The sequence below is a fragment of the Streptomyces melanosporofaciens genome (assembly GCF_900105695.1).
GTDB lineage: Bacteria > Actinomycetota > Actinomycetes > Streptomycetales > Streptomycetaceae > Streptomyces > Streptomyces antimycoticus.
In genome coordinates this window covers 6,677,894-6,701,408 of sequence record NZ_FNST01000002.1, presented here as the reverse complement: position 1 = coordinate 6,701,408, position 23,515 = coordinate 6,677,894, and the positions used below count along the sequence as shown (strand labels likewise).

Below are 23,515 nucleotides of genomic sequence, written 5' to 3'. Positions count from 1 at the left end.
CGTTATCCCACACGACTGGAAAAGGGGAGCTGTGGCTCATCTGTTGGTGGTAGAGAGCTGGGTCGGGTCGATGAGCAGACTGCTGCCACGGGCGATACGCGAGAGTGGGCACGAGTTCACCTTCCTCACCCGCGACCTGCACCACTACCTGCGCTCCGCCCCCGAGGGCACGGCGCACCCGCTGCTCGGGGCGCGCAACGTGATCACTGCCGACACCAATGACACCGAGGCGCTGCTGCCGGAGGTCCAGCGGCTGCACGCAGTGTTCGGTTTCGACGGGGCGATCACGTCCTGCGACTACTACCTGCCGACGGTCGCGCGGATCGCCGGGCACCTCGGCCTGCCCGGCCCGGCCCCTGAGGCGGTCCACAACGCCTGCCGCAAGGACGCCACGCGGCGCGTCCTCGCCGAGGCCGGGGTGCCCGGGCCCCGTTTCGCGGTGCACGAGGAGTGGGCCGACATCGCCCGGGCCGCGCGGGAGATCGGCTACCCGCTGGTCGTCAAGCCCGTCGACCTGTGCGCGGGCATGTACGTGCGGCGCGTGGACGACGATGCCCAACTCGCCGCCGCCTTCGAGGCGTTGGCCGACTTTCCGGTCAACGCGCGCGGCCAGCGGCGCACGCCCGCGGTCCTGCTCGAAGAGCTGCTGGACGGCCCCGAGGTGAGCGTCGAGACGGTGTCGCACGGGGGCGCGGTCCATGTGGTGGGCGTGACCGACAAGAGCGTCGGCGGGGCGCCCGCGTTCATCGAGACCGGGCATATGTTCCCCGCCGCGCTGACGGCCGTCGACACGGAGGCCGCCGAGCAGACCGCGTTGGGTGCGCTCAAGGCGCTCGGGCTGGTGGACGGCGTCGTGGCGCACACCGAGATCAAGCTGACCTCCGCCGGGCCGCGCGTGGTCGAGGTCAACCCGCGGCCGGCCGGGAACCGCATCACCGAACTCGTCCGCCACGTCACCGGCATCGACCTCGCCGCCGCCTGCGTGGACGTGGCCCTGGGGTGCGCCCCCATTCTGCGGCGCACGGACACCGGGCTGCGCAGCGCCGCCATCGGCTTCCTCGTGCCGGAGCGCACGGGCACGCTCGCCTCGCTGGACGGCGCGGGGCTGCGGGACGCTCCCGGTGTGCTGGAGGTCCAGCTCGCGGAGCCCGGCAGGCAGGTGAAGGCGGCGGGCAGCAACAACGAGTATCTCGGGCATGTGATGGCCGGGGACCCGGCGGGGGCCGGGGCCCGGGGCCGGGTCGAGGCGCTGCTCGCCGAGGTGCGGTCCGGACTGGTGATCCGATGACCGCCGCCGCCTCCGACACCTCCGGCATATCCGCCGTCGGCTCCGTCCCGGTCCCTTCCGCGGCCCGTGTGGGGACGTACGACGATCTCGTGGCGTGTGTCCGGGCCGGCGAACTCGGGCCCGACCCGCGCACTCGGCGGATCGCCGTGGCCTTCACCACTCGGCAGGCCGTACGGCACGACGGGCGCGGCACCGGCTACCGCAACGAGGTGCTCAGCCTGCGGCTCGCCGGAGCCGTCGGCTCGTGTGCGGTGGAGCCCGGCGCCCTGTCCGACAGCGCCGTGGAGGAGTGTGTCGGCGCCGATGTGGCCGCGCTGCTGGACCATCCGCTGCTCCCGGTGCGCGTGGCCGCGCTCGACGCCTACCTGATGCACGTCACTCCGCACGCCCCGGAGCACGGGGCCCGTCCGGTCGCCCTCCCCGCCGGGACGTCCCTGGAGAAGTCCCGGGCACGGGCGCGGGCCGTCGTCGAGCTGCTCGATCTGGCGCCGGGGGCGACGGTGCTCGTGGTCGGCGTCGTCAACTCCCTTCTGGAGGCGCTTCGTTCGCACGGAACCGACTATGTGCCGTGCGACCTCAAGGGCGGGGTGACGGAGTGGGACGAGCCGGTCGTCACCGACGCGCTCGCCGCGGCCCCCCGCTGCGACGCGCTGCTCGTCTCCGGGATGACCCTGGGCAACGGGACCTTCGAGCCGCTGCGGGAGCACGCGCTGCGGCACGGCAAGCGGCTGGTGCTGTTCGCGCAGACCGGCAGCGCCGTACTGCCCCGGCTCCTGGGGCACGGGGTGAGCGCGGTGTGCGCCGAACCATACCCGTTCTTCTGGCTGGACGGCGGCCCCGGCACCGTCCACCACTACCGCGCCGACCGCCCCGGAGGTGCCCGATGACCTCGACAGCCCTCCGTCCCACCGCCCACCGGGAGCTGCTCGCCCTGCTCGGCCGCACCCCCGTGGTCCGCATCGCCTCCGATCTGCCGGGGCCGCACCCCGGCTTCTGGGCCAAGCTCGAAGGGCTCGCGGCGGGCGGTATGAAGGCGCGGGCCGCCGTGTCGATGCTGCTGGGCGCCCGCGAGCGCGGGGAACTGCGCCCCGGCGCACCGGTGGTGGAGTCCACCTCCGGCACACTGGGCATCGGGCTCGCCTTCGCCGGGCAGGCCCTCGGCCACCCCGTCGTGCTGGTCGGCGACAGTGAACTGGAGCCGTTCATGCGGCAGTTGCTGCGCGCCCACGGAGTGCGGCTGGAGCTGGTGGACCGTCCGGCGGTCAGGGGCGGCTGGCAGGCCGCCCGCCTCGCCCGGCTGCGGGAGCTGCTCGCCGAACTGCCCGGCGCGTACTGGCCCGACCAGTACAACAACCCCGACAACACCGCCGGTTACGCCTCGCTGGCCGCCGAACTCGCCGCCCAACTCGACCACCTGGACATCCTGGTGTGCAGCGTGGGCACCGGCGGCCACAGCGCGGGGATCATCGGTCCGCTGCGGCGGCACTGGCCCGCGCTGCGGCTGATCGGCGTAGACGCCACCGGCTCCACGATCTTCGGCCAGCCCGCGCGGCCCCGGCTGATGCGCGGCCTGGGCAGCAGCATCCACCCGCGCAACGTCGCCTACGACGCCTTCGACGAGGTCCACTGGGTCGGTCCGGCGGAGGCCGTGGACAGCTGCCGCCGGCTCGCCCGGGGGAGTTTCGTCAGCGGCGGCTGGAGCACCGGCGCGGTCGCGCTGGTCGCCGCCTGGGCCGCCCGCGTCCACCCCGGAGCGGTCGTCGCCACCGTCTTCCCCGACGGCCCGCACCGCTACCTCGGCAGCGTCTACGACGACGACTTCGCCGCCGCCCACGGCCTCGACCCGGCCACAGCTGCCGCCCGGCCCGTGGAGATTCCGCACCCCGGCGCCGCCGAGGCCACCGGCTGGACGCGATGTACGAGGGTCACCGACCCCTTGCGGGCCGAGCTGCTCACGTCCCTCCCCCTGGGCGCCGTCCCCCACCACCCGGAAGAAAGCCTGTGAAAGCCAGTCAGCGCACCATCCATCTGGAACTCGCCGAGCCGCTGCGCATCTCCCGCTCGACGATGGCCGCCCGCGACGCGGTATGGCTGAGCGTCGAACACGACGGGGTCAGCGGCCACGGCGAGGCCGTCACCAGCGTCTACTACGGTCTCGACGCCGCCACCTTGCGACGCCTCCTCGCGGCCGTCGGCACGGATCTCGTCCGCCATCGCGACCCCGAGAGCGCCCTGGAAGCCCTGCGGACGGGCGAGTTGGCCGGTGCGGACACTCCCCCGGCCGTGACCGCCGCGCTGGACGCGGCGCTCCTCGACCTCGTCGGCAAGCGCGCGGCCACCCCCGTGCACCGCCTCCTCGGCACCCCGGAACCTCCCGTCGCCGCCACCGCCCGCACCATCGGCATCACCTCGCCGCGCCGTGCCGCGGCCGAGGCCCGCCACCTGGCCGCCCACGGCTTCCAGGTCCTCAAGGTCAAGGCGGGAACTCCCGACCCCGAGGACGACGTGGAGCGCGTCCGTGTCATCCGCGACGCGGCACCCGGCGTCCGGCTGCTCCTCGACCCCAACGGCGCCTGGACCGTGGCGCAGGCCGTGGCGTTGCTGCCGCGGTTCGCCGAACTCGGCGTGGAGGCCGTCGAACAGCCCCTGGCGCCCGGCCACCCGGACGCGCTGGGGGCCCTCGCCGAGCGCTCACCCGTACCGATCATCGCCGACGAGGACGCCGTGGACCTGGCGGACGTACGCCGTCTGGCCGGACGCGTCCAGGGCGTCAACGTCAAGCTCGCCAAGTGCGGCGGGGTGCACGCCGCCCTGCGCATCGCCGAGGCGATCGAGGGCAGCGGTACCGCGCTGATGCTCGGCTGTCTGACCGCCAGCAGCCTCGGCCTGGCACCCGCCGTCCACCTCGCCGACCGCGCCCGCTGGGCCGACCTCGACGGGCACCTGCTGCTGGCCCACGACCCGTGGTCGGGCATCGGCGGGGCCGACGGCTTCGTCCGTGCGAACACCCTTCCCGGACTGGGAGTCCAGCCCCGGGAGGTGAGCCGTGAAGACGTGGCATGAAATGCGCCGCTTCCCGCTCGCGATCCAGCTGCTGCTGGTCAACCAGCTCGGCGTCAACACCGGCTTCTACCTGCTCATCCCCTATCTCGCCACCCACCTCGACCAGAACCTGGGCATGTCGGCCGCCGTCGTCGGCATCGTCCTCGGCGTGCGCAACCTGAGTCAGCAGGGCCTGTTCATCATCGGCGGCTCGGCCGCCGACCGGCTCGGCGCACGTGGCGTCATCATCGCCGGATGCGCCCTGCGCACGGTCGGGTTCGGGCTGTTCGCGCTCGGCGACAGCCTTTCCGTCCTGATCGCCGCGTCCGTGTGCAGCGGGTTCGCCGGGGCGCTGTTCAACCCGGCCGTGCGCGCCTACCTCGCGCAGGAGGCCGGAGAGCGCAAGGCCGAGGCGTTCGCCCTGTTCAACGTGTTCGCCACGACGGGGGCGTTGATCGGTCCGCTGCTCGGCAGCGCGCTGCTCCTGGTGGACTTCCGCACCTCGGCCCTGACCGGCGCCGGAATCTTCGCGGTCCTCACCGTGGCGCAGGCCCTGGTGCTGCCCGTGCGCGAGGTGGAGCCGAGCAAGGGCACGGTGCTCGCGGACTGGCGCGAGGTGCTCGGCCACCGCGCCTTCCTGGCGTTCGCGCTCGCCATGGTCGGCATGTTCACCCTGGAGAACCAGCTCTATCTGCTGCTGCCCGACGGAGCACGCCGCGCCACCGGCTGGGACGGCGCCGCCGGGCTCGTCTTCCTCGTCGGCACCCTCGCCAACCTCGCGCTCCAGCTGCGCATCACCAGCGCCCTGAAGGTGAGCGGTGACCGGGCGCGCTGGATCGCCGTGGGGCTCGGTCTGATGGCGCTGGCGTTCGTGCCGCCCGCACTGGTGGCGGGCGGTTCCGGCGGCCCGGACGGCACCGCCGACGCGATACTGCGCGCTCTTCCCGTGCTGATCGGCGCCCTGCTGCTCTACCTCGGGGTGATGGTCGCCCAGCCGTTTGTGATGGAGCTCGTCCCCGGCTTCGGCCGGCCCGAACTGACGGGCACCTACTTCGGCATCTTCTACGTCATCTCGGGCATCGCCGCCGCCCTCGGCAACACCGTCGTCGGCTGGGCCATGGACGCCGGCGAGCGGGGCGACGCCGACTGGCTGCCCTGGACGTGCTGCGCGCTGTTCGGGCTCGCCTCCGCACTCGGCGTGGCCTGGCTGCACCGGCTGGGCTCACTGCCGACGACGCCCAAGCCCGCCACACCGGCCACCGTGTCCGGCCCCACCGGACGCGGCGCGACGAGGGAGACGACATGACGACCTCCACGACGGGGGCGGACGCGCACAATCTGCTCACCGACAACCCCGAGCTGTACGAGGCCAGGTTTCCCGACCCCGAGCGGCTGGCCGGCCGCTGGACGGAGGACTGCCTGCGCCGGCACGGCGCCGGACCGCGCGTCCTGGACCTGGGCTGCGGCACCGGCCGCGACGCCGCCCACCTCCACGGCGCGGGCCGCGAGGTGACCGGGGCCGACCTCTCCGAGGCGATGCTCGCGCACGCCCGCGAGAACCACCCCGGACCCGTGTACGTCCGCGCCGACCTGCACACGTTCGATCTGGGCCGGGGCGTGTCCGACGCCGTGGTGTGCCTGGACAGCGCGCTGCTGTACTGCCACACCAACGCCCAGCTCGACGGCTTCCTGTCGTCGTGCCGGCGCGCCCTCGTCCCGGGCGGGCTGCTCGTCGCGGAGATGCGTAACGGCGCCTACTTCCTCGGCCGTACGGACCTGCTCGACGCGCCCACGGTCGGTGAGTTCACCTGGCGGCGCACCGCCTACCGGTCCACCACCACGCTCACGGTGGACCGCACGGCCCAGCTCCTGCGCCGTACCCGCGTATGGACCCCGGACAACGGATCCGCGCCCGTGGAACAGCGCTCCGCGTGGCGGCTGCTCTTCCCGCAGGAGTTGCGCCACCTCCTGGGCGCGCACGGCTTCGAGGTCCTGGAGCTGCACGACGGACCGGGTCCGCGCACCGAGCCGCCCTGGCGCGAGGGCCACTCCCCCGGCCGTACGGCCGACGCCGACCGGCTGCACGTGGTGGCCCGCCTCACCGAGCCCGCCCCCTCGGCGCCCTGAGGGCCGCACCCGACGCCCGCCCCGTATCCCACCGGCACTTCCCACACCCCGAGGACACCCGCATGCATGACGAACCCGCCCGCCACCTTCTCCCCGTGGGCGATCACCCGGACGAGCGCCACTTCTCCGGCCTGCGCCGCCGCGGCTTCCTCGCCGCCACCGGCGCCGCATCGCTCGGCGCCTTCGCCCTCACCGGATGTGGCGGCACCGACGACACCGCGGGAGCGGGCGGCGGCGCCGGTACCCCCCGGCGCGGCGGACGGCTGCGCGCCGCGTTCGCCGGCGGCGGTGCGAGCGAGACCCTCGACCCGCACCTGGCCAACCTCTTCGCAGACGTCGCCCGCGCGAAGGCCCTCTACGACAAACTCGCCGACTACGGCGCCGACCTGTCCGCCCAGCCCCGCCTCGCCGAGAAGTGGGAGCCGAACAAGACCCTGGACCGGTGGCGGATCACCCTCCGCAGGGCCACGTTCCACGACGGTCGGCCGGTCACCGCCAAGGACGTGCTCCACAGCTACCGCCGGATCGCCGATCCCCGGAAGGCGTTCCGCGCCAAGGCGTCCCTGGAGCCCATCGACCTCGACGCGAGCCGCGCGACCGGCGAACGGGGCATCGAATTCGTCCTCAAGCGGCCCACCGCCGAATTCCCCAACATCCTGGCCGCGTTCGGCGCGTACATCGTGCCGGAGGACGCCACCGGCTTCGACAAGAAGCCGATCGGCTCCGGCCCGTTCCGCTTCGTGTCCTTCGCCCCCGGCCGCTCCGCCGTCTTCCGCCGCAACGAGGACTACTGGGACGGCGCCCCGCACCTCGACGAGCTCGAGTTCGTCGTCGCCAACGAGGAGTCCGCCCGGGTCAACGCACTGCTGGGCGGACAGGTCGAGTACGCCCACGAACTCCACCCCACCACCGCCCGCGCCCACGAGGGCAAGGGGCAGATCACCATCGTCCGGCTCCGGGGCAGCGACATGCAGGGGTTCGCGATGAAGACCGACCGGGCCCCCTTCGACGACAAGCGGGTGCGCCAGGCGTTCTTCCTGATCGCCGACCGCAAGGAACTCCTCGATGGGGCCCTGTCGGGCGCGGGGGTGATCGGCAACGATCTGTTCGGCAAGGGCTACGAGTACTACGCCAACAGCCTCCCGCAGCGCGAGCAGAACCTCGACCGGGCCCGCGCCCTGCTGAAGGCGGCCGGCGCCGAGAAGCTGAAGGTCACCCTCGACACCTCGGCGGTGGCCGCCGGGTTCACCGAGTCGGCGAGCATCTTCCGCGACCAGGCCGCGAAGGCGGGCGTCACGATCGACGTGAAGATGGGCAGCAAGGACTCGTACTGGAGCGACATCCTGGACGGCGGCACCCTGTGCTCCTACCGCTCCGGTGCCATGCCCATCGAGGCCCATATCTCCCAGCGGCTGCTCACCGACTCCACCACGAACGCCACCAAGTGGCACCACAAGGACTTCGACGCGCTCTACCAGCGGGCCCAGTCCACCAAGGACAAGGCCGAGCGCGCCGCCGTCTACGAGCGCATGCAGCGGCGCCTGTACTCCGAAGGCGGCTTCCTGGTCTGGGGCTTCGCCGACCGGATCCTCGGAACCGCGCGCAATCTCAGGGGAGTTGAGTCCAAGGCGCCCGCCAACACCCTCGACTGGGCACGCTTCGACAAGGTGTGGCTCGCATGAGCGCACCGCGCTCCTTCATCGCCCGGCGGCTGCTGCTCGGCGTCGCGCAGACCGTGGCCGTGGTGCTGCTGGTCTTCGCGCTCACCGAGGCGCTGCCGGGCGATGCCGCGGTCGCCCTGGCCGGCGACCAGCCCGACCCCGCGCGTATCGCGGCCATCCGCGAGGCCCTCCACCTGGACCTCCCCGCCCACGAGCGGCTGGCCGACTGGGCCGTGGGCCTGCTCCACGGCGACCTCGGGACCTCGCTCACCTCCGGCCGCCCGGTCAGTACGTACCTCGCCGACGGCTTCGGCCCGACCCTGCTGCTGGCCGCGCTCACCGTGGCGGTGCTCGTCCCGGCCGGCTTCGGCCTCGGGGTGCTGGCCGCACGGTACGAAGGCCGCCTGATCGACCGGCTGGTCAGCTCGGTGACGCTCGCCGTGTACGCGGTGCCCGAGTTCGCCCTCGGGGTGCTGCTGGTGACCGTCCTCGCGCTCCGCCTCGACTGGCTGCCACCGACCGCCGTCGGCTACGGCACCGACCTGCTCGGCCACCCGTCCGCGCTCGTACTGCCCGTGCTCGTCCTGCTGTCCCGGCCGGTGTGTTCGCTGTCCCGGCTGGTGCGCGCCGGCATGGTCGACGCGCTCGCCTCCCCGTATGTGGCGCAGGCCCGGCGCTACGGCGTCTCCGGGGCCAAGGTCCGCTACGCCCACGCCCTGCCGGCCGCCCTCGCCCCCGCCGCCCAGCAGTTGGCCCGCACCATCGACTGGCTGCTGTGCGGGGTCGTCGTCGTGGAGGCCCTGTATGTGATCCCGGGCCTGGGGACCGTTCTGCTGAACGCCGTCGCCGAGCGGGACGTGCCCGTCGTCCAGGGCCTCGCCGTCGTCTTCGGCATCCTGACCGTTGTCCTCAACCTGGGCGCGGACCTGGTGACCCATCGGCTGGCGCCCCGGACGGGGGTGGCCGCGTGAACTTCCCTCCCGTCGCGGAGCGCGCTCCGAGCGAAGGTGGCCGCCCGATGCCGATGCCCAGCCGTGCGGCGAAAGGGCGTACGGGCCGTTTCGCGCTCGGCGTCGCCGTCGTCTCGGTGCCCCTCGTGCTCGCCCTGCTCGGGCCGGTGTTCGCGGGCGCGCCGGGCCCGCGGACCGCGTCCTTCACCCTCGGGGGCGGCCACTGGCTCGGCACCGACTTCGTGGGGCGGGACGTGTGGCGGCAGGTGCTGCACGGCGGACGTCCGGTCGTGCTGACCGCGCTCGCCGCCACCGCCCTGTCCTATCTCGTCGCCCTCCCGGTGGGCCTGGTCTGCGCGCTCACCCACCGACGCTGGCTGGAGGAGCTGCTGATCCGGCCCCTGGACGTCCTGCTCGCCGTGCCGTCGCTGCTGCTGATCCTGCTCGTCGCCTCGGTGTTCTCCCCCGGCGCCGTCGGCCTCGCTCTGCTGGTCGCGCTGGTCAACGTGCCCGACGCGGCCCGTATCGTGCGGGCCACCGCCGCCGAGGCCGCCGCCCGCCCGGCGGTCGAGGCACTGCGCATGCAGGGCGAGACCTGGTGGCGCATGGCCGTCGGCTACGTCGGGCGCTGCATCCTGCGCACCCTGGCCGCCGACGCCGGCACGCGGCTGACCGGCGTGCTGTACCTGGTCTCCACGGCCGCGTTCCTCGGCGTCGGGGTCGCACCGGACGCCGCCGACTGGGCGGTCATGGTCGACCGCAACCGCACCGGCCTGTTCGTCCAGCCGTGGGCCGTGGTCGTCCCCGCCGTACTGATCGTCGCCCTGACGATGGGCACCAACCTCCTCTTCGACGCCGCGCTCGCGGGCGGCCGACGGCCCGCACGGGGCCGGGCGAGGACCAGGATCAACTGGAATCGGGCAGGAGAGCCACGTCCGTGAACCACGAGAACGACACCACAGGCCGCGCCGCACCCCTCGGCCTCGAAGGCCCGGCCGCGTCCCTCGGCTTCGACGCCGGGCCCGTCGCCGAGATCCGCGACCTGCGGGTGGAAATCGACGGCAGGGCGATCGTCGACGGCGTGAACCTCGCGGTCCGGCCCGGCAAGATCACCGCCCTGGTGGGTGCTTCCGGCAGTGGCAAGACCACCACCGGCCTCGCCCTGCTCGGTGAGTACCCGCCCGGCGCGCGGATCGGCGGCGACGTCCGCCTGGCCGCTGAGGGCCCGGTCGGCTACATCCCCCAGCACCCGGCGGCCGTCCTCAACCCCGCCCGCCGCGTCTCCGCCCTCCTGACCGACATCGCCCGCTCCCAGGTACGCCACCTCCCCCGCGGCCGACGCCGGGCAGCGGCCCGCGAGCGCGTCCTCCGCGCCCTGGCGGAAGCCCAGCTCCCGGACGGCGAGACCCTGCTGCGGCGCTACCCGCACCAGCTCTCCGGCGGCCAGCAGCAGCGTGTCGTCCTCGCCCAGGCGCTCCTGCTCGGCGCCCGCGTCATCGTCGCCGACGAGCCCACCACCGGCCAGGACGCCCTGACCAAGAGCCGCATCGTCGACCAATTGGCGGCCGTCGCCGCACGGGGCATCGCCGTCGTACTGCTCAGCCACGACCTGGACGTGGTCCGCACCCTCGCCGACGACGTCCTGGTCCTGCGCGCCGGAAGGATCGTGGAATCCGGCCCGGCCGAACGCCTATGGAGCGCACCCCGCCATCCGTGGACCCGCGAACTGCTCACCGCGCACGCGGATTTCACACCCCCCGGCCCCCCAGGTGGAACCGGGGAGCCGGTCCTGCGGATACACGACCTCATCGCCCGACACCGCGACGGCGGCACCCGCGGCCGACCGACCACGGTGCTGCGCGTCCCCGAACTCGCCCTGCACCCCGGCTCGTGCCTGGCCGTCGTCGGCCGCTCGGGCAGCGGAAAGACCACGCTCGCCCGCTGCCTGGCCGGACTCCACCGGGACCACGAAGGGGAGATACTCCTCGATGGCACCGCCCTGCCCCGCACGCTGCGCACCCGCGACCGCGCACAGCTGGCGGCCGTGCAGTACGTCTTCCAGGACTCGCGCGCCGCCTTTGACGAGCACCGGCCCGTCCTGCACCAGGTCGCCCGCACCGCGGTACGCCTGCGCGGCACCGACAAGGACACGGCACGGCAGGAGGCCCTGACCACCCTGGCCCGCCTCGGCCTGCCCGAGGAACTGGCCGACAGGCACCCCGGCCGGCTCTCCGGCGGCGAACTCCAGCGCGCCGCCCTCGCCCGCGCCCTGCTCGCCCGGCCGCGCGTCCTCATCTGCGACGAGAGCACCTCCGGCCTCGACACCATCAACCGCCGCAGCCTCCTGGAACTTCTCGCCCAGCTGCTCCGTGACCGCTCCGACCTCTCGCTGGTCCTCATCACCCATGATCTGGGCATCGCGGCCCTCGCCCACCACATCGCCGTCCTCGACGCCGGAGAACTCGTCGAGCAGGGGGCGGCCCCACGCGTACTGACCGCGCCGGAACACCCTTTCACCGTCTCGCTCATGGAGACCACGGCACGCCTAGAAGGATTGCTCAGTTCCTCTGACCTGGGCTGACGTCCAGGTCGCCGACACCGCTTTCCTCAGAACTCCGCAGGGGCGAGGTTCGCGGGCCCATCCCGGCCCACCACCGACACCCAGGCGGCCCCTGGTTGTTCGCCGCCATAGCCAGTGCTCGGGTTCCGGTCACCACCCTCGTGATCGGCGCGGGCGGATCCGGCGGCGCACTCGCGCTGGTGGCCACCGGCAACACTTGGGTCACCGCCGACAGTCATCTGTGCCGTCGCCCCAGCGGGGGTGGACTCTGACCGGGGACTCAGCGCGGCAGTGATGGCTGGTTTCCAGCCGAGGGCTTGAGCGGCGAGGAGCGCCGTGCCGACGGCCCTCCTCAAAGGGACGGCCGGGTGTCCGGACTCATGTTGGGTCCACGCTGCGTGCTTCGCGTGTTCCCGGCCTTCCCCCGGGCTCAGCGGCCCGCTTAGGCTCGGACCGTTTCGGTGCGAAGTGATGTACTTGCTCTCGGCGCGGTGAGGCGGTTTCCATGCCTGAATGGATGGACTTGGCATATACCACGGCCGGCGGTGTTGTCGGCGCCGCGGTGACCAACTACCTCTCCAGGAACCAGGAACGCCGGCAGCTGCGAGCAGCGGTCATGCAACAGCTCCTCCGCGTCGAAGCGGTGCGCGACAGGGTGTGCGACATCGTGCCGAGCCGGAGGGAGAGTCCGTCGCGGCACTTCATCGGGGCACGACTGCTTGCCACGACGCGGTTTGGCGTCACGGCGGTCCTGGAGGACGGCCGTGACGCCGAGCACGCCCAACGGGAAGCGATCTCAGATCTCGTGGTGGCTGCGCTCTCGGCCGGCATACCCCGCAGGGTCGTGGACTTTGCCGGAGGCAGCGAGGTACGTGCCTTGCAATGCGAGGTCATCAGAGTGATCGATCTCCGCCTGGGCGGTGTCCTGGGTGAGTCGCTCGAAGGACTCATGACACAGTGTGAGGAATATCGACAGGCGACAGCCCAACACCTGCTCCGGGCGCTGTGGCACCCATGGCAGACGCGGTTACGGATGCGCGTGCGCCTTCGCGTGTTGCGCCAAGACGTCGCCGCACTCCATCGCAGACAAGAAGCGGCGATGTCCGTCCTGGCTCAGCCGGAGCACATAGGTCGCCTCTCGAATCAAGACCCACAACGCGTCAACAACCCGGGACCTGCGGCATAGACAGTGCCGCATGGCATCGATCGGATCCGTTGCGCAACGTCAGTACAGATAGTGTCGCCACAGGCCCTGGGCGACCAGAGCTCGGCGCCATGTCCCGGGCGGCGTCCGGCTACGTTGCCGTGTCAACCCTCCGGGCCGGGCGCCGCGTCGCCGAGCAGCGGATCGGGCAGGCGGGCCCAGCCCTCGGCGCCGAGGGCCAGTTCACCGTCATCGAGCACGGCGGAGTCCAACGCGGCCCGCAGCCGGTCGGGGTCCAGGTCAGCACCGGTGAAGACGATCTCGTTGCGCCGTTCGCCGTAGTAGTCGTCCCAGTACCACGAGGCGAGCGTCCGGCGCTGGGGCGAGGCCGCGCGCCATGCCGCGGTGTCCTCGTCCGCCAACCAGCCTCCCGCCTCGTGCAGTTCGAGGTGGCGCCCGGCCGAGCGCCAGGAGATGACCGTCCGCGGGCGGGTGGCCATCCACAGGTGTCCGCGGCTGCGCACCACCGACGGCATGACGCGCGGCAGGCTCTCCGCCAGCCGCTCGGGGTGCAGCGGGCGCCGGGACCGCCAGAGCACCGAGGTCACGCCATGGTCGACGCCGCGGCGGCGTACGACGGGGGCGACGACGTCGAGACGGTCGGCCGGTCCGGCCGTACTCCAGCCGGAGTCGGACCGCGCCAGAGCCGTCAGCGCGGTGACCTCCGCGTCGTCCGAGTCGAGATGCACCACTGCCGACGGGTTGAGATGGCCGAGCAGGGCGCGGCACCCTTCCCGGCGGCCGTCCCCCTCCCCCGGTCCGCCCCGCAGGACCATCACCTGGGCGGCCTCCATTTGCCGGGCGGCGGCTTCGGCGACCGTGAGGGGCGCGCCGTTCGGCTCGCGGCCGAAGAGGCGGGTGGCGCGGTGCACACAGCGCAGATCGTTCAGCAGACGGCCGGGGTCCACGCCGACGGCGGTCGGGGCCAGTTCGTAGTGGTGCGACAGCGGAGTCCTGCCCAGCGGGGTCCGCCACAGCTCGGCGAGAAACGGCGCAGTGTCCACGGTGTCAGGGAGCGCGAGCACGACATGCGGACGCGAGGCGGTCCGGGCGATGGTGTCCAGATCCTGGCGGATGATCACGGCTGGGTCTCCGGTCGCCCCCTGGCACAGCGAGGCACGCCGCCGTTCCTCACCACCCATGACGAAGCGCTGTACGAAGGGGTACCGCCCCGTCCCGTCGGCGTGGACCGAGACCGAGAGCACCAGCGCGTCGGGCGAGGCACACCGCAGCAGGTCCAGTACGCGCCCCCGAGCTTCCGGGGTGTTGCCGCACACCAGGCCCAGGAGACCCCGGCCCGCGTTCGCCCCGGCGCTCACTCCGTCGCCTGGGCAAGGGCGGTCACGACGGTATGGGCGGCTCTGCGCACCCGTAGCAGCACCAGCGGCACATCTCCTCCTGGATATCGGCGTCACAGTGTCACCGTGGAGACTACATGGAAACGGTATCCATTTTCATATACGGTGCGGGTGACCATCCGCCGAACAGGAAAGGACCCTTACGTCATGGCCGTGCCCAAGCGGAAGATGTCCCGCAGCAACACCCGCCACCGCCGCGCCCAGTGGAAAGCGAACACCCCCGAACTGGTGACGCTCACCATCGACGGCCGCGGACACCGGGTGCCGCGCCACCTCGTCCCCGCCTACCGGCGCGGACTGCTGAGCCCCGAGGGCTGACCGCCCGATGGCCGACCGGCTTCCGGTGAGGGACGGTTCGACTACCTCCTCATCGAGTCCAGCGGCATCTCGGAACCCATGCCTGTCGCCGCGACGTTCGCGCATCCGCGCGACGACGGAGCCACGCTGGGCGAGGTCGCGCGGCTCGACACCATGGTCACCGTCGTCGACGCCACGGGCTTCCCGCCGGAGCTGACAGGCGGCGACGAGCACGCACGGGGCGTACCCCACTGGGTGGGTGACACGATCGCCTTGCGCTGGGGCGCCTGACGACGGTGCGGGAGCCGGGGCCTGCCCCCGGGCAGGCCCTAAGGTCGCGGCATGCGCATCGTCTCCCTGCTGCCCGCCGCGACCGACATCGTCGCCGAACTCGGGCTCGCCGAGCACCTGGTCGGCCGGACACACGAATGCGACTGGCCACCGCGAACCGTGGCATCCGTTCCCGTGGTCACCGGAGCCGACCTCGACCAGAACACCCTCACCAGCCGGGAGATCTCCGACGCGGTCGGTGGATCGACACACGCCGGGTCGTCCCTCTACACCCTCGACACCGAAGCGCTCGCGGCCCTGAGGCCCGACGTGGTGCTCACCCAGGACCTGTGCGAGGTGTGCGCCGTCTCGTACGAGAAGGTCAGCCGGGCCGTCCGGCTGCTCGACGCCGACATCCGCGTCCTCAGCCTGGAACCACGCACGCTGGAGGACGTACTCGACTGCCTGGTCACCGTCGGTGAGCTGCTCGGCGTGCGCGAGCGCGCCGAGCAGCGCCGGGCCGACCTGCGCGACCGCCTCGAACGGATCCGCCGGTCGGTCGCGGGCCGCGCCCGGCCCCGGGTCGTGGCGATCGAATGGCTCGACCCGCTGTGGCCCGCCGGGCACTGGGTCCCCGACCAGATCACCACTGCCGGCGGCGAACCGCTGCTCGCCGCGTCCGGCGCGCACACCAAGCCGATGACCTGGGAGGCGGTGCGCGCCGCCCGGCCGGAGGTGGTGCTGGTCCTGCCGTGCGGCTTCCCACCCGAACGGACCCTGCGCGAGACGGAACTCCTCACCCGCCTCCCGGGCTGGACGGACCTGCCCGCCGTACGGGACGGGCGGGTCTGGGTGCTGGACGGGCCCGCCTATTTCAACCGCCCGGGCCCCCGCGTGGTGCGCGGAGCCGAAGTACTCGCCCACGTCCTGCACGGCGTACAAGCCGGGACGGCGGTGACGGCGGACGAGGCATGCCCGTTCCCGGGCGCGCCCGGCCGCTGACGTACGTCTCGGGTCGGCCCGGCGCTCGGATGGACGAGCTCGCCGTCCGCCCCACGGCCCAGGGCACCGGCCTCGCGGCCCAACTCCTGGAAGCGGTCACCGCGGACGCACCGGAGGGCCGCTCCTGGCCTCGGCCCTGTCGCCGGGTGCGGCGCGGACGGGAAGGACGGGGGAGGCGGCGACCGGTTCCGCGCCGCGTTCACGGGGTCGACGGAGTGATCTTCTACGACCTGGGCCGGCTCGACCGTCAGTCGACGGCGGTCGCCGACATCTACGCCGACTGTCCGGGGCTGCTCAGGGCAGGACGCCCGCGGGGGTGCGTACGGTGTTCCGCAGGCGGGCCGCGTCCCGGCTCGGGGGTGCGCCGAACTGGCGGCGGTACTCGCGGCTGAACTGCGAGGGGTTGTCGTAACCGACGCGGTGGCCGACCCCGGTGACGTCGCCCGGGTGGGTGGCGAGCAGCAGCCGGGCCTCCTGGAGCCGGATCTGCTTCTGGAACTGGATGGGGCTCATCGCGGTCACCGCCTGGAAGTTGCGGTAGAAGGCGGAGACGCTCATGCCGGACAGGCGTGCCACGTCCTCGACCCGGAAGGGCTCCGCGTAGTGCTCGCGGATCCAGCGCACGGCCCGGGAGACATGGCTGAGGCCGCTGTTGGCGAGGCCGAGCTGGCGCACCGTCGCACCCTGCTCGCTGGTGATCAGACGCCACAGGATCTCGCGCTTGACCAGCGGGGCCAGTACGACGCGGTCGCGGGGCTCGTCCAGCAGGCGCAGCAGCCGGACCACCGCGTCGAGCAGCGCGGGCGGGGCAGCGCTGACAGCGATGCCCGACGGAGCGCCCGCGCCGGTGCGGGGGGTGTCCGCCGGACCGGCCTGCAACAGCAGTTCGGCGACGGCGGACGGTTCGAGCGTGAGGCCGAAGCCGAGGGCCGGCTGCTCCGGTTCGGCCTGGGTGAACTGTCCGGTGACGGGCAAGTCGACGGATGCGACCAGGTACTGCCCGGCGCCGTACTCGTAGACCCTCTCACCCAGCGCGAGTCGCTTGGCGCCCTGGGCAATGACCGCCAGCACCGTGCCGGACATGGCGGGCGCCGGCGGGTCCGCCCGGTCGACCCTCGAGATCAGGACGCCGTCGATGGCAGTGGTCCAGTCGGGCCGGGCATGCCGGGCCAGCAGGGTGCGGAGCTCTTCGAGGGACATGCGTCCATTGCAGCACCCTTGCGCAGCGCAGGTCCCAAGCCCGCGAGGATCGTGCAAGCACGAGGGAGCATCGTTCTACGTTTCCGCAGGCCAGGCCCATTCAATGGAATCACCGCACTCCATCACCAAGAAGAGGGCAGCCATGATCGTCAAATACGGCTTCAACGCCGTCCTGACCGCCAAGCCCCACATGGGCGACCGGCTGGTCGAGCTGCTGCTGACCGGCCTGAACGAGGGCAACCCCGGCGCGAGCGAGCACTGCGTCGTCTATCTGGTCTCCCGTTCCGCGTCGGACCCTGACGTCGTCCACATCACCGAGGGCTGGACCAGCGAGGAGGACCACCACCGGATCTTCGCCGGCAAGGCCGCCCAGGCCATCGTGGCGCAGATCGACGGACTGCTGGCCAAGGAATCCGAGTACACCGACTACGTCCCGGTCCGCGGCAAGGCCGCCGCCTTCTGAACCCCGGACCGATCCCCCGGCCTGCCGCCTCGATGCCTGCCGAGGCGGCCCCCACCCTCTCCGACCGCCCCGCGCCACCCCACGAAAGGCCGACGACCATGACCACGGCACGACCCGCCCTGGACCCCGAACTGCGTGAGCTCCTGGCCGACATGCCGCTGATGTCCCAGCTCAGCCCGGAAGTACTCGCGCAACTGCGCCAACTCCCCTCGACGCCCATCGAGTCCCTGCTCGCACACCGGCAGGTCGACCGGCTCGAGATCACCGTGCCCGTCGAGGACGGTGCCCCGATCCCCCTGTCGGTCTTCAGCCCCGCGACCACCGAACGCACCACTGCCGCCGCACCCTGCATCTACTGGATGCACGGCGGCGGAATGATCATGGGCGACCGCTACTCGCAGATCGACATCCCGCTGGAGTGGCTCGACGAGTTCGGCGCGGTCGTGGTCTCCGTGGACTACCGACTCGCCCCCGAGGCCACCGGTACCGCCCTCGTCGACGACTGCTACCGGGGACTGCGCTGGATCGCCGAACACTCCGAAGAACTGGGCATCGACCCCGACCGGATCGTCGTCGCCGGCGCCAGCGCGGGCGGCGGCCTGGCGGCCGGCGTCACCCTGCTGGCCCGCGACCTCGGCACCCCGGCGATCGCCGCCCAGATGCTGATCTGCCCCATGCTCGACCACCGCAACACCAGCACCTCCAGCCGCCAGTACTCCGGCGGACCCGGCGTCTGGACCCGCGAGATGAACGAGTTCGGATGGCGCGCCGTCCTCGGTGACCTCACCGACGACGAGGTGTCCGCGTACGTCTCACCCGCGCTGGCCGCCAACCTCTCCGGCTTGCCGACCACCTACATCGACACCGGCTCCGCCGAAGTCTTCCGCGACGAGGACACCGACTACGCCACCCGCATCTGGACGGCCGGCGGCCAGGCCGAACTCCACGTATGGGCGGGCGGCTTCCACGGGTTCGACGCCCTGTACCCGCAGGCACACATCTCGGCCACGGCCCGCCGGACCCGAACCGACTGGCTCGCCCGAATCCTGTCCCCGAACCGCGCCGCATAACGCCGACCCGGCGCGGCTGGGTACCGTTACACCCGCCTGGAATCCGCTCCTGGTATCCGTCGCTGGGAGCGCGTACTGGGGAGGACTCTGCCGGGGATCGCGCCCACAGGCGTGGACATCCTGCTCAACCCCGGTGACAGAGCACAGTTCCGCCTGCTGACCGAGGGACTGCGCCGCTGACGGAAGACCGGTTCAGGCCGACCCGCCCGGACGAACGAGCCCACCCGGGGAGCGGACCGGGCTGGAGCTGAGCACCACCATGTCCGCGTATTACCTTGGAACGACTTCGACACATTCCGACAACACGAGGGAAATTCCCGGTGACGTACAGCTGAACGCGAAAAGGGAATTCGAAAAGACCGGTGAACAGGGCATGGGAGTGGCACAACCCCGCGCGGATTTTCCACGTCAAAACGGGTGATCGGAAATCAGATCCACTCCCCACGGAGGTTTTTCGTGTTCACCCTTGGCCCGCGTTCCCGCCGCGTCCGCCCGGTCGGCGTCGCCGCCTTACTGGCCGTCGCGGCCGGCACCGGACTCTTCGCCCGGAACGCCCAGGCCGCCACCTCGCCCGCGTCGTCGTCGCCGGTGTCGTCGGCCGTGTCGCCGGCCACCGTGACCGTCGCCGACGGAGTGATGGCCTATACGGCGGCCGACGGCCAGACCAACAAGCTCACCATCAAGCGGGTCAGCAAGACCGACACCACGCTGACCTTCGGCGTCGACGACGTTGTCAAGATCACCGCCGGCACCGGCTGCACCCACCCCACCGCAACCGACCCGACGTACGTGACCTGCACCGTGCCCGTCCCCGACCCGGACCACGGAGGCGACCAGGGCAACGTCGAACTCGGCGACGGCGATGACACCGTCAAGATCTCCGGCGACGATGTGAACGTCTACGGCGGGGCCGGGGACGACACCATCAACGGCGCTTCCGTCGCGGTGGGCGATGACGGCGACGACACCATCAGCCACACCACGAACGCGAACGGCAACGCCGGCAACGACACCATCACCGACTCGTACGCGGCGTGGGCAGGGGACGGCGACGACATCGTCATCGGCGACGACGTGGCCAACGAGATCTACGGCGGCCCCGGCGACGACTCCCTCGACGGCGCCGGCAACGATGACTCGATCTACGGCGAAGAGGGCCACGACACCATCAAGGGCGGGCCGGGCAACGACTACCTCTTCGGCGGCCCCGACCAGGACGACATCGACGGCGGCCCCGGCGACAACGTCATCGACCAGGACGGATCCGTCCCCGAGGGGTTCTGAGGGGGCCTGAAGAGACGGTGTCCGGTCGCGATTGAGGCGATCGGTCCAGCTCGCCTCACTGCCTTCCCAATCGGCCGTTGTCAGCGGCCGCTCGCCGGTGTCATTCTGTGCGTCGGACGACCAGAACAGCCACATCGTCGGCATGGCCCACCGAGACCGCCGCGTCGACGATTCGGTCAGCGGTCGCCTCCGCGTTCAGTCCCGCGTGGAGGGCTTCGCCTGCCAGCGTTCCGGCCTGTTCCAGTCCGGCGTCCAACGTCAGGCCCGGCCCTTCCACCACGCCGTCGGTGACCATGACCAGCGCGCTGCCCTTGTCCAGGGTGAAGGTCGCCTCGGGGTAATCGGTGCCGGGCACGATTCCCAGGACCGGCCCGCCCGGCAGCTCGTGGACTTCGTGGCTGCCGTCGTTGTGCGCGCACAGCAGCGGCACGTGGCCGGCGCTGGTGCCGGTGACCTGCCCCTCGGGGGCATCGAGATGCAGCACGGTGCAGCTGGCGAAGCGTGCGGCGCCCATCGTGACGAGCAGCTCATTGGTGCGCGACAGAACGGTTCCCGGATCCGGTTCATGGGCGGCGATCGCTCGCACGGACGAGCGCACTTGCCCCATCAGAGCGGCAGCGTCCACATCGTGCCCCTGGGCGTCACCGATCTCCAGGGCGATCGCGCCGTCGGGCATGACGAAGGCGTCGTACCAGTCCCCGCCGATGTCGAGCCCGTCCTGGCTCGGTCGGTACCGGGCGGCGACCTCCAGGCCCGGGAGGTGCTCGGGCAGCGTGGGGAGCATGGCCTGCTGGAGCGCCGCGGCCAGCTCGAGTCGCGCCTTCTGCAATCTGATGCGCCTCAGGGCCTGGCCTGCCAGATCACTCAGAGTACTCATGAGGGCACGCTCGTGCGGGGACGAGTGGTGCTCGCTGTCGTAGGTCACCCACCAGGCCCCGAGCGGCTGATCGCCGAGCGGGCTGAGGGGGCTGACCGAGACAGCGCAGTGCGACCCGAGCTGATCGATCCACGGCATGTGGGCCCCATGCGGCCAGCGACGGATGTATTCGTCCCGGCTGGAAATGAACTGCGGCTCGCCGGTTCGGAGGGCGAGGCCCAGGGGGTTCGGGAGATCCATCGACTCTTGCACGGCTTTGGCCACCGGCAGCGGAATGCCCGCATCGGAGGAGAGGCGCAGGCGGCCTTCGTCGATGAGCGCCAGCGCGGCGCCGGTCGCACCGAAAGTCGCGGCGAGCCGCGTCAGGACGACCTGCTGCAGTTCCTGCTCCGTGGCGGCGGCGATCAGGGCGGACGAGAAGTCGGCGACCTCGTCGGCCCGCTGGCGCTCGGCATTCAGCGCGACCAACGCTCTCCGTCGGCGCGCTTCCTGCCGGGTGTCGTCCCGGACCACCGCGAAAGTCCGCTCAGGGCCGTCGTAACCCAGCCGGATCTCACGGGTCTGGCAGGCCAGATGGTGCCAGCCATCGTGCTCAGTGAGGTACCGGAAACTGATCCACGGGGACTGGGCGGCGGTCGTCCGCGCGAGCCGCCTCAGGGCCTCCCGGTCATCAGGGTGGGTTCGCCGCACCACCTCGGACAAGGGCACCGACGCCTCCGGGAACAGCATCGCCAGGGCGGGTGCGCCGCCCATCCACTCCAACTCGCGCTCATGGGGGGAATACATGCACAGACCGAGATGGGCGGCCTTGGCCGCCAAGCGGAACGGAATCAGCAGACCGGTCCGGTCGTTGCCGGCGTGCAAGGCGTGCAGCCATACGAGCCGCCCACCACCTGAGGGATCCTCCACTGCCCGCGCCTCGATCAAGCAGACAACGGGTGCGTGGCCCGGCCCGGGGAATTCCAGAATCCGCATCGCGACCGTCCTCGTCGTGGCGGCGTGGACCACGAGACTCTCGGCTGATATCCGCTGGCTTGCGGGCAACAGATCACCGATGGTGCCCCCCACGAGCTGCTCGGCCGGCCTGCCCAGGGTCCTGGCCATCGTGGCGTTGACGTTGCGGACGACACCGTCCAGGGTCAGAAGAGCCGAGGGGGCAGGGCTCCGAAGGAGTTCGTCCGAGGCGTCCATCTGCCACTCCCTGACAGTCGGCGAGCGATTCCTCTTACGCCTTGTTCATTTTACTCCGATTCCACAGGGTTCCATGTCGCCCGAACAAGGGCGCAGGGGGTGAACGGCCGCCTACGATAATCCGTAGGCGAATGCGCGATGTAAAGGCTTTTCCTTGGCTGTCGGCGATGCCCGGGCACGCTTGAACGCGCTGGATCAAGCTCGTTATGTATGGGGCGCTTCAATGACGTTAAGTGTCTGCGGCAATATGAACGGCTTTCCCGGCGGCCTCTGATCAAGCCGAAGAAAACCTCGCCTCCTCACCAAGGGCGCCGCTCCGCCGCGCACGAACCGGGCGCCGTCCGGGCCCTGCTCGACGCGGCGTCTGGCCGCGGTGGGCAGCCGGGGGAACGGCAGGTGGTGAAAGTCGATGGCTGGCCCTTGTGGGAGGCGGCTGCCGCCGCGCCGGCCGGCGACGCCGACCCTGCTGTCCACGGGCACCACATCGGTGTCCGCATATACACAAGGGCCTGATCGACTACTTCATCGGCCATAAGCGCTCGGCGTGGTCGAGGTGGTGTTGTCCCCGCCATCAGGCGGCCATCAGACGCCCTGGGCCTACGAGGCCGGGGACGCCAGTCGGCGTTCGGCGAGCTGCTGGGCCGCCCGCAGCGGGGTGGTGCCGGTCGCGAGCGCCAGGTCGAGGATGCGGGTCACGGTGTCACCGATGTCCTCCACCCGTTTCTGCGCGGCCTCGTGGCTGTCGCCTTCCGACTCCCGGCTCAGGGCGTAGGCGATACCGCCGGCACTGGCGACATAGTCGGGCACCCAGACGATGCCCCGCTCCGCGAGGACATCGGCCACGCGCTCCTCGGTGAGCTGGTTGTTCGCCGGGCCGACGACCAGGCGCGCGGTGATCTGCCGGGCGGTCACGTCGTCGAGTACACCGCCGACGGCGGCCGGGACCAGGATGTCGGCCGGTGCGGACAGAGCCTGACCGGGCTCGACCCATCCGTACCCGCTCGCCAGGGCCGCCCCCTCACGGGACGCTTCCAGGTCCGACACGACGACATGCGCGCCCTCAGCGGCCAGGCCGGCGGCGATACCGCTGCCCACCGACCCGAAGCCGCTGATCACCACGGTCCGTCCGGTGCAGGAGGCATCGCCGAATACCTGCCGCGCACCGGCGCGCAGGGCCGCCAGGACACCGGCGGCGGTCGGGCCTCCGGAATTGCCGGTACCGCCGTGCTCCTCGGGCGCGCAGTACGCGTACGGCGAGAAACGCCGCAGGACCACCATGTCCTCGGGGCCGGTGCCGACATCGGGGCCGGTGCGGTAGGAACCCTGGAAGGAGGCGATCAGCTCGCCCAGATCCTCCAGTGCGGCCTCGCGCAACTGTGGGGTGAGCGCGGTGTCGTTGTCGAGGGCGATCACGCTCTTGCCGCCGCCGAAGTCCAGACCGGCCACCGCGGCCTTGTAGGTCATCGCCTCCGACAGACGCAGCGCGTCGGCCAGGCCCTGCTGCCAGGTGTCGTAGCGGCGCAGTCGGCAGCCGCCGACCGCCGGGCCCAGGACCCGGGAGTGGACTGCCACGATCAGCGGCAGCCCAGAACGGCGTCCGCGTCGAATGATCACGTCTTCATGTGCAAGTGCTTGGCTCATGCCCGCGAAGCTAGGCTGATGCACGAAACG

The 23,515-nt window shown here is 71.8% G+C and carries 20 protein-coding genes and 1 pseudogene; 17 read left to right on the top strand and 4 right to left on the bottom strand.

From position 1 onward, the window contains the following. Positions 1–31: 31 nt before the first annotated feature. From BLV72_RS31815 to BLV72_RS31765, 11 genes are all read left to right on the top strand, one after another. Positions 32–1,288, top strand: a complete 1,257-nt coding sequence (locus BLV72_RS31815) for an ATP-grasp domain-containing protein (protein ID WP_208905789.1) — start codon at positions 32–34, stop codon at positions 1,286–1,288. Further along, on the top strand, positions 1,285–2,175 hold the full coding sequence (locus tag BLV72_RS31810; RefSeq protein WP_093466600.1) for a Rossmann-like domain-containing protein: 891 nt from the start codon (positions 1,285–1,287) through the stop codon (positions 2,173–2,175). The genes BLV72_RS31815 and BLV72_RS31810 overlap by 4 nt, the downstream gene beginning before the upstream one ends. Beyond that, entirely contained in the window at positions 2,172–3,293 is a 1,122-nt protein-coding gene (locus BLV72_RS31805) for a PLP-dependent cysteine synthase family protein (RefSeq protein WP_093466598.1), read from the top strand. The genes BLV72_RS31810 and BLV72_RS31805 overlap by 4 nt, the downstream gene beginning before the upstream one ends. Then, on the top strand, positions 3,290–4,351 hold the full coding sequence (locus BLV72_RS31800) for an enolase C-terminal domain-like protein (protein WP_093466596.1): 1,062 nt from the start codon (positions 3,290–3,292) through the stop codon (positions 4,349–4,351). Before BLV72_RS31805 ends, BLV72_RS31800 begins: the two co-directional genes overlap by 4 nt. Continuing rightward, the gene (locus tag BLV72_RS31795; protein WP_093466594.1) at positions 4,335–5,636 is read left to right on the top strand and encodes an MFS transporter; all 1,302 of its coding nucleotides are present in this window, start codon (positions 4,335–4,337) and stop codon (positions 5,634–5,636) included. Before BLV72_RS31800 ends, BLV72_RS31795 begins: the two co-directional genes overlap by 17 nt. After that, positions 5,633–6,457 (top strand): class I SAM-dependent DNA methyltransferase, encoded by an 825-nt coding sequence (locus BLV72_RS31790; protein ID WP_093466592.1) that lies wholly within the window; start codon positions 5,633–5,635, stop codon positions 6,455–6,457. The genes BLV72_RS31795 and BLV72_RS31790 overlap by 4 nt, the downstream gene beginning before the upstream one ends. Before the next feature lie 62 nt (positions 6,458–6,519). Continuing rightward, positions 6,520–8,139 (top strand): ABC transporter substrate-binding protein, encoded by a 1,620-nt coding sequence (locus tag BLV72_RS31785; RefSeq protein WP_093466590.1) that lies wholly within the window; start codon positions 6,520–6,522, stop codon positions 8,137–8,139. After that, a complete protein-coding gene (locus BLV72_RS31780) occupies positions 8,136–9,089 on the top strand; it encodes an ABC transporter permease (protein WP_093466588.1) in 954 nt (317 codons plus the stop codon). The genes BLV72_RS31785 and BLV72_RS31780 overlap by 4 nt, the downstream gene beginning before the upstream one ends. 47 nt (positions 9,090–9,136) lie before the next feature. Then, on the top strand, positions 9,137–10,009 hold the full coding sequence (locus tag BLV72_RS31775) for an ABC transporter permease (protein ID WP_093466586.1): 873 nt from the start codon (positions 9,137–9,139) through the stop codon (positions 10,007–10,009). A gap of 92 nt (positions 10,010–10,101) precedes the next feature. Further along, on the top strand, positions 10,102–11,649 hold the full coding sequence (locus BLV72_RS31770; RefSeq protein WP_244321462.1) for an ABC transporter ATP-binding protein: 1,548 nt from the start codon (positions 10,102–10,104) through the stop codon (positions 11,647–11,649). Between the two features lie 496 nt (positions 11,650–12,145). Continuing rightward, complete coding sequence (locus BLV72_RS31765) at positions 12,146–12,814, top strand: hypothetical protein (RefSeq protein ID WP_093470665.1); 669 nt, start codon at positions 12,146–12,148, stop codon at positions 12,812–12,814. 122 nt (positions 12,815–12,936) lie between these two features. Here BLV72_RS31765 and BLV72_RS31760 read toward each other — a convergent pair whose 3' ends face one another. Next, positions 12,937–14,151, bottom strand: a complete 1,215-nt coding sequence (locus BLV72_RS31760; protein ID WP_093466582.1) for a GTP-binding protein — start codon at positions 14,149–14,151, stop codon at positions 12,937–12,939. A gap of 186 nt (positions 14,152–14,337) precedes the next feature. Between BLV72_RS31760 and rpmF the strand changes: the two genes are divergently transcribed. The 3 genes and pseudogenes from rpmF to BLV72_RS31745 all read left to right on the top strand — a co-directional run bounded on the left by rpmF (position 14,338) and on the right by BLV72_RS31745 (position 15,759). Then, positions 14,338–14,508 carry a 50S ribosomal protein L32 gene (gene rpmF, locus BLV72_RS31755; protein WP_093466580.1) on the top strand — a complete coding sequence of 57 codons (171 nt, stop codon included), beginning with the start codon at positions 14,338–14,340 and terminating at the stop codon, positions 14,506–14,508. A 27-nt stretch (positions 14,509–14,535) separates the two neighbouring features. Beyond that, positions 14,536–14,751, top strand: a pseudogene (locus tag BLV72_RS31750) (GTP-binding protein); the annotation flags it as partial. Positions 14,752–14,829: 78 nt separating this feature from the next. Further along, on the top strand, positions 14,830–15,759 hold the full coding sequence (locus BLV72_RS31745; RefSeq protein ID WP_093466578.1) for a cobalamin-binding protein: 930 nt from the start codon (positions 14,830–14,832) through the stop codon (positions 15,757–15,759). A 294-nt stretch (positions 15,760–16,053) separates the two neighbouring features. On the opposite strand, the gene BLV72_RS31740 is transcribed toward BLV72_RS31745, so the two are convergent. Next, positions 16,054–16,959 carry an AraC family transcriptional regulator gene (locus tag BLV72_RS31740; RefSeq protein ID WP_093466576.1) on the bottom strand — a complete coding sequence of 302 codons (906 nt, stop codon included), beginning with the start codon at positions 16,957–16,959 and terminating at the stop codon, positions 16,054–16,056. A gap of 142 nt (positions 16,960–17,101) precedes the next feature. Between BLV72_RS31740 and BLV72_RS31735 the strand changes: the two genes are divergently transcribed. The 3 genes from BLV72_RS31735 (at position 17,102) to BLV72_RS31725 (ending at position 19,776) form a co-directional block, all read left to right on the top strand. Further along, positions 17,102–17,422, top strand: coding sequence for a putative quinol monooxygenase (locus BLV72_RS31735; protein ID WP_093466574.1), 321 nt, complete (start codon positions 17,102–17,104; stop codon positions 17,420–17,422). A gap of 98 nt (positions 17,423–17,520) precedes the next feature. Next, complete coding sequence (locus tag BLV72_RS31730; protein ID WP_093466572.1) at positions 17,521–18,492, top strand: alpha/beta hydrolase; 972 nt, start codon at positions 17,521–17,523, stop codon at positions 18,490–18,492. Between the two features lie 456 nt (positions 18,493–18,948). After that, on the top strand, positions 18,949–19,776 hold the full coding sequence (locus BLV72_RS31725; protein WP_093466570.1) for a calcium-binding protein: 828 nt from the start codon (positions 18,949–18,951) through the stop codon (positions 19,774–19,776). 100 nt (positions 19,777–19,876) lie between these two features. Here BLV72_RS31725 and BLV72_RS31720 read toward each other — a convergent pair whose 3' ends face one another. Both BLV72_RS31720 and BLV72_RS31710 read right to left on the bottom strand, forming a co-directional pair. Then, positions 19,877–21,844: a SpoIIE family protein phosphatase gene (locus BLV72_RS31720; RefSeq protein WP_093466568.1), complete on the bottom strand. Its 1,968-nt coding sequence runs from the start codon at positions 21,842–21,844 to the stop codon at positions 19,877–19,879. A gap of 597 nt (positions 21,845–22,441) precedes the next feature. Beyond that, complete coding sequence (locus BLV72_RS31710; protein WP_093466566.1) at positions 22,442–23,485, bottom strand: Glu/Leu/Phe/Val dehydrogenase family protein; 1,044 nt, start codon at positions 23,483–23,485, stop codon at positions 22,442–22,444. Between the last annotated feature and the right edge of the window lie 30 nt (positions 23,486–23,515).

Bases quoted from the DNA above. Each gene is read 5' to 3' on its own strand.
- BLV72_RS31805 (WP_093466598.1), top strand. From the start codon at position 2,172: ATGACCTCGACAGCCCTCCGTCCCACCGCCCACCGGGAGCTGCTCGCC.
- BLV72_RS31775 (WP_093466586.1), top strand. From the start codon at position 9,137: ATGCCGATGCCCAGCCGTGCGGCGAAAGGGCGTACGGGCCGTTTCGCG.
- BLV72_RS31810 (WP_093466600.1), top strand. From the start codon at position 1,285: ATGACCGCCGCCGCCTCCGACACCTCCGGCATATCCGCCGTCGGCTCC.
- BLV72_RS31790 (WP_093466592.1), top strand. From the start codon at position 5,633: ATGACGACCTCCACGACGGGGGCGGACGCGCACAATCTGCTCACCGAC.
- BLV72_RS31740 (WP_093466576.1), bottom strand. From the start codon at position 16,959: ATGTCCCTCGAAGAGCTCCGCACCCTGCTGGCCCGGCATGCCCGGCCC.
- BLV72_RS31765 (WP_093470665.1), top strand. From the start codon at position 12,146: ATGGACTTGGCATATACCACGGCCGGCGGTGTTGTCGGCGCCGCGGTG.
- BLV72_RS31745 (WP_093466578.1), top strand. From the start codon at position 14,830: ATGCGCATCGTCTCCCTGCTGCCCGCCGCGACCGACATCGTCGCCGAA.
- rpmF (WP_093466580.1), top strand. From the start codon at position 14,338: ATGGCCGTGCCCAAGCGGAAGATGTCCCGCAGCAACACCCGCCACCGC.
- BLV72_RS31780 (WP_093466588.1), top strand. From the start codon at position 8,136: ATGAGCGCACCGCGCTCCTTCATCGCCCGGCGGCTGCTGCTCGGCGTC.
- BLV72_RS31720 (WP_093466568.1), bottom strand. From the start codon at position 21,844: ATGGACGCCTCGGACGAACTCCTTCGGAGCCCTGCCCCCTCGGCTCTT.
- BLV72_RS31735 (WP_093466574.1), top strand. From the start codon at position 17,102: ATGATCGTCAAATACGGCTTCAACGCCGTCCTGACCGCCAAGCCCCAC.
- BLV72_RS31710 (WP_093466566.1), bottom strand. From the start codon at position 23,485: ATGAGCCAAGCACTTGCACATGAAGACGTGATCATTCGACGCGGACGC.
- BLV72_RS31730 (WP_093466572.1), top strand. From the start codon at position 17,521: ATGACCACGGCACGACCCGCCCTGGACCCCGAACTGCGTGAGCTCCTG.
- BLV72_RS31785 (WP_093466590.1), top strand. From the start codon at position 6,520: ATGCATGACGAACCCGCCCGCCACCTTCTCCCCGTGGGCGATCACCCG.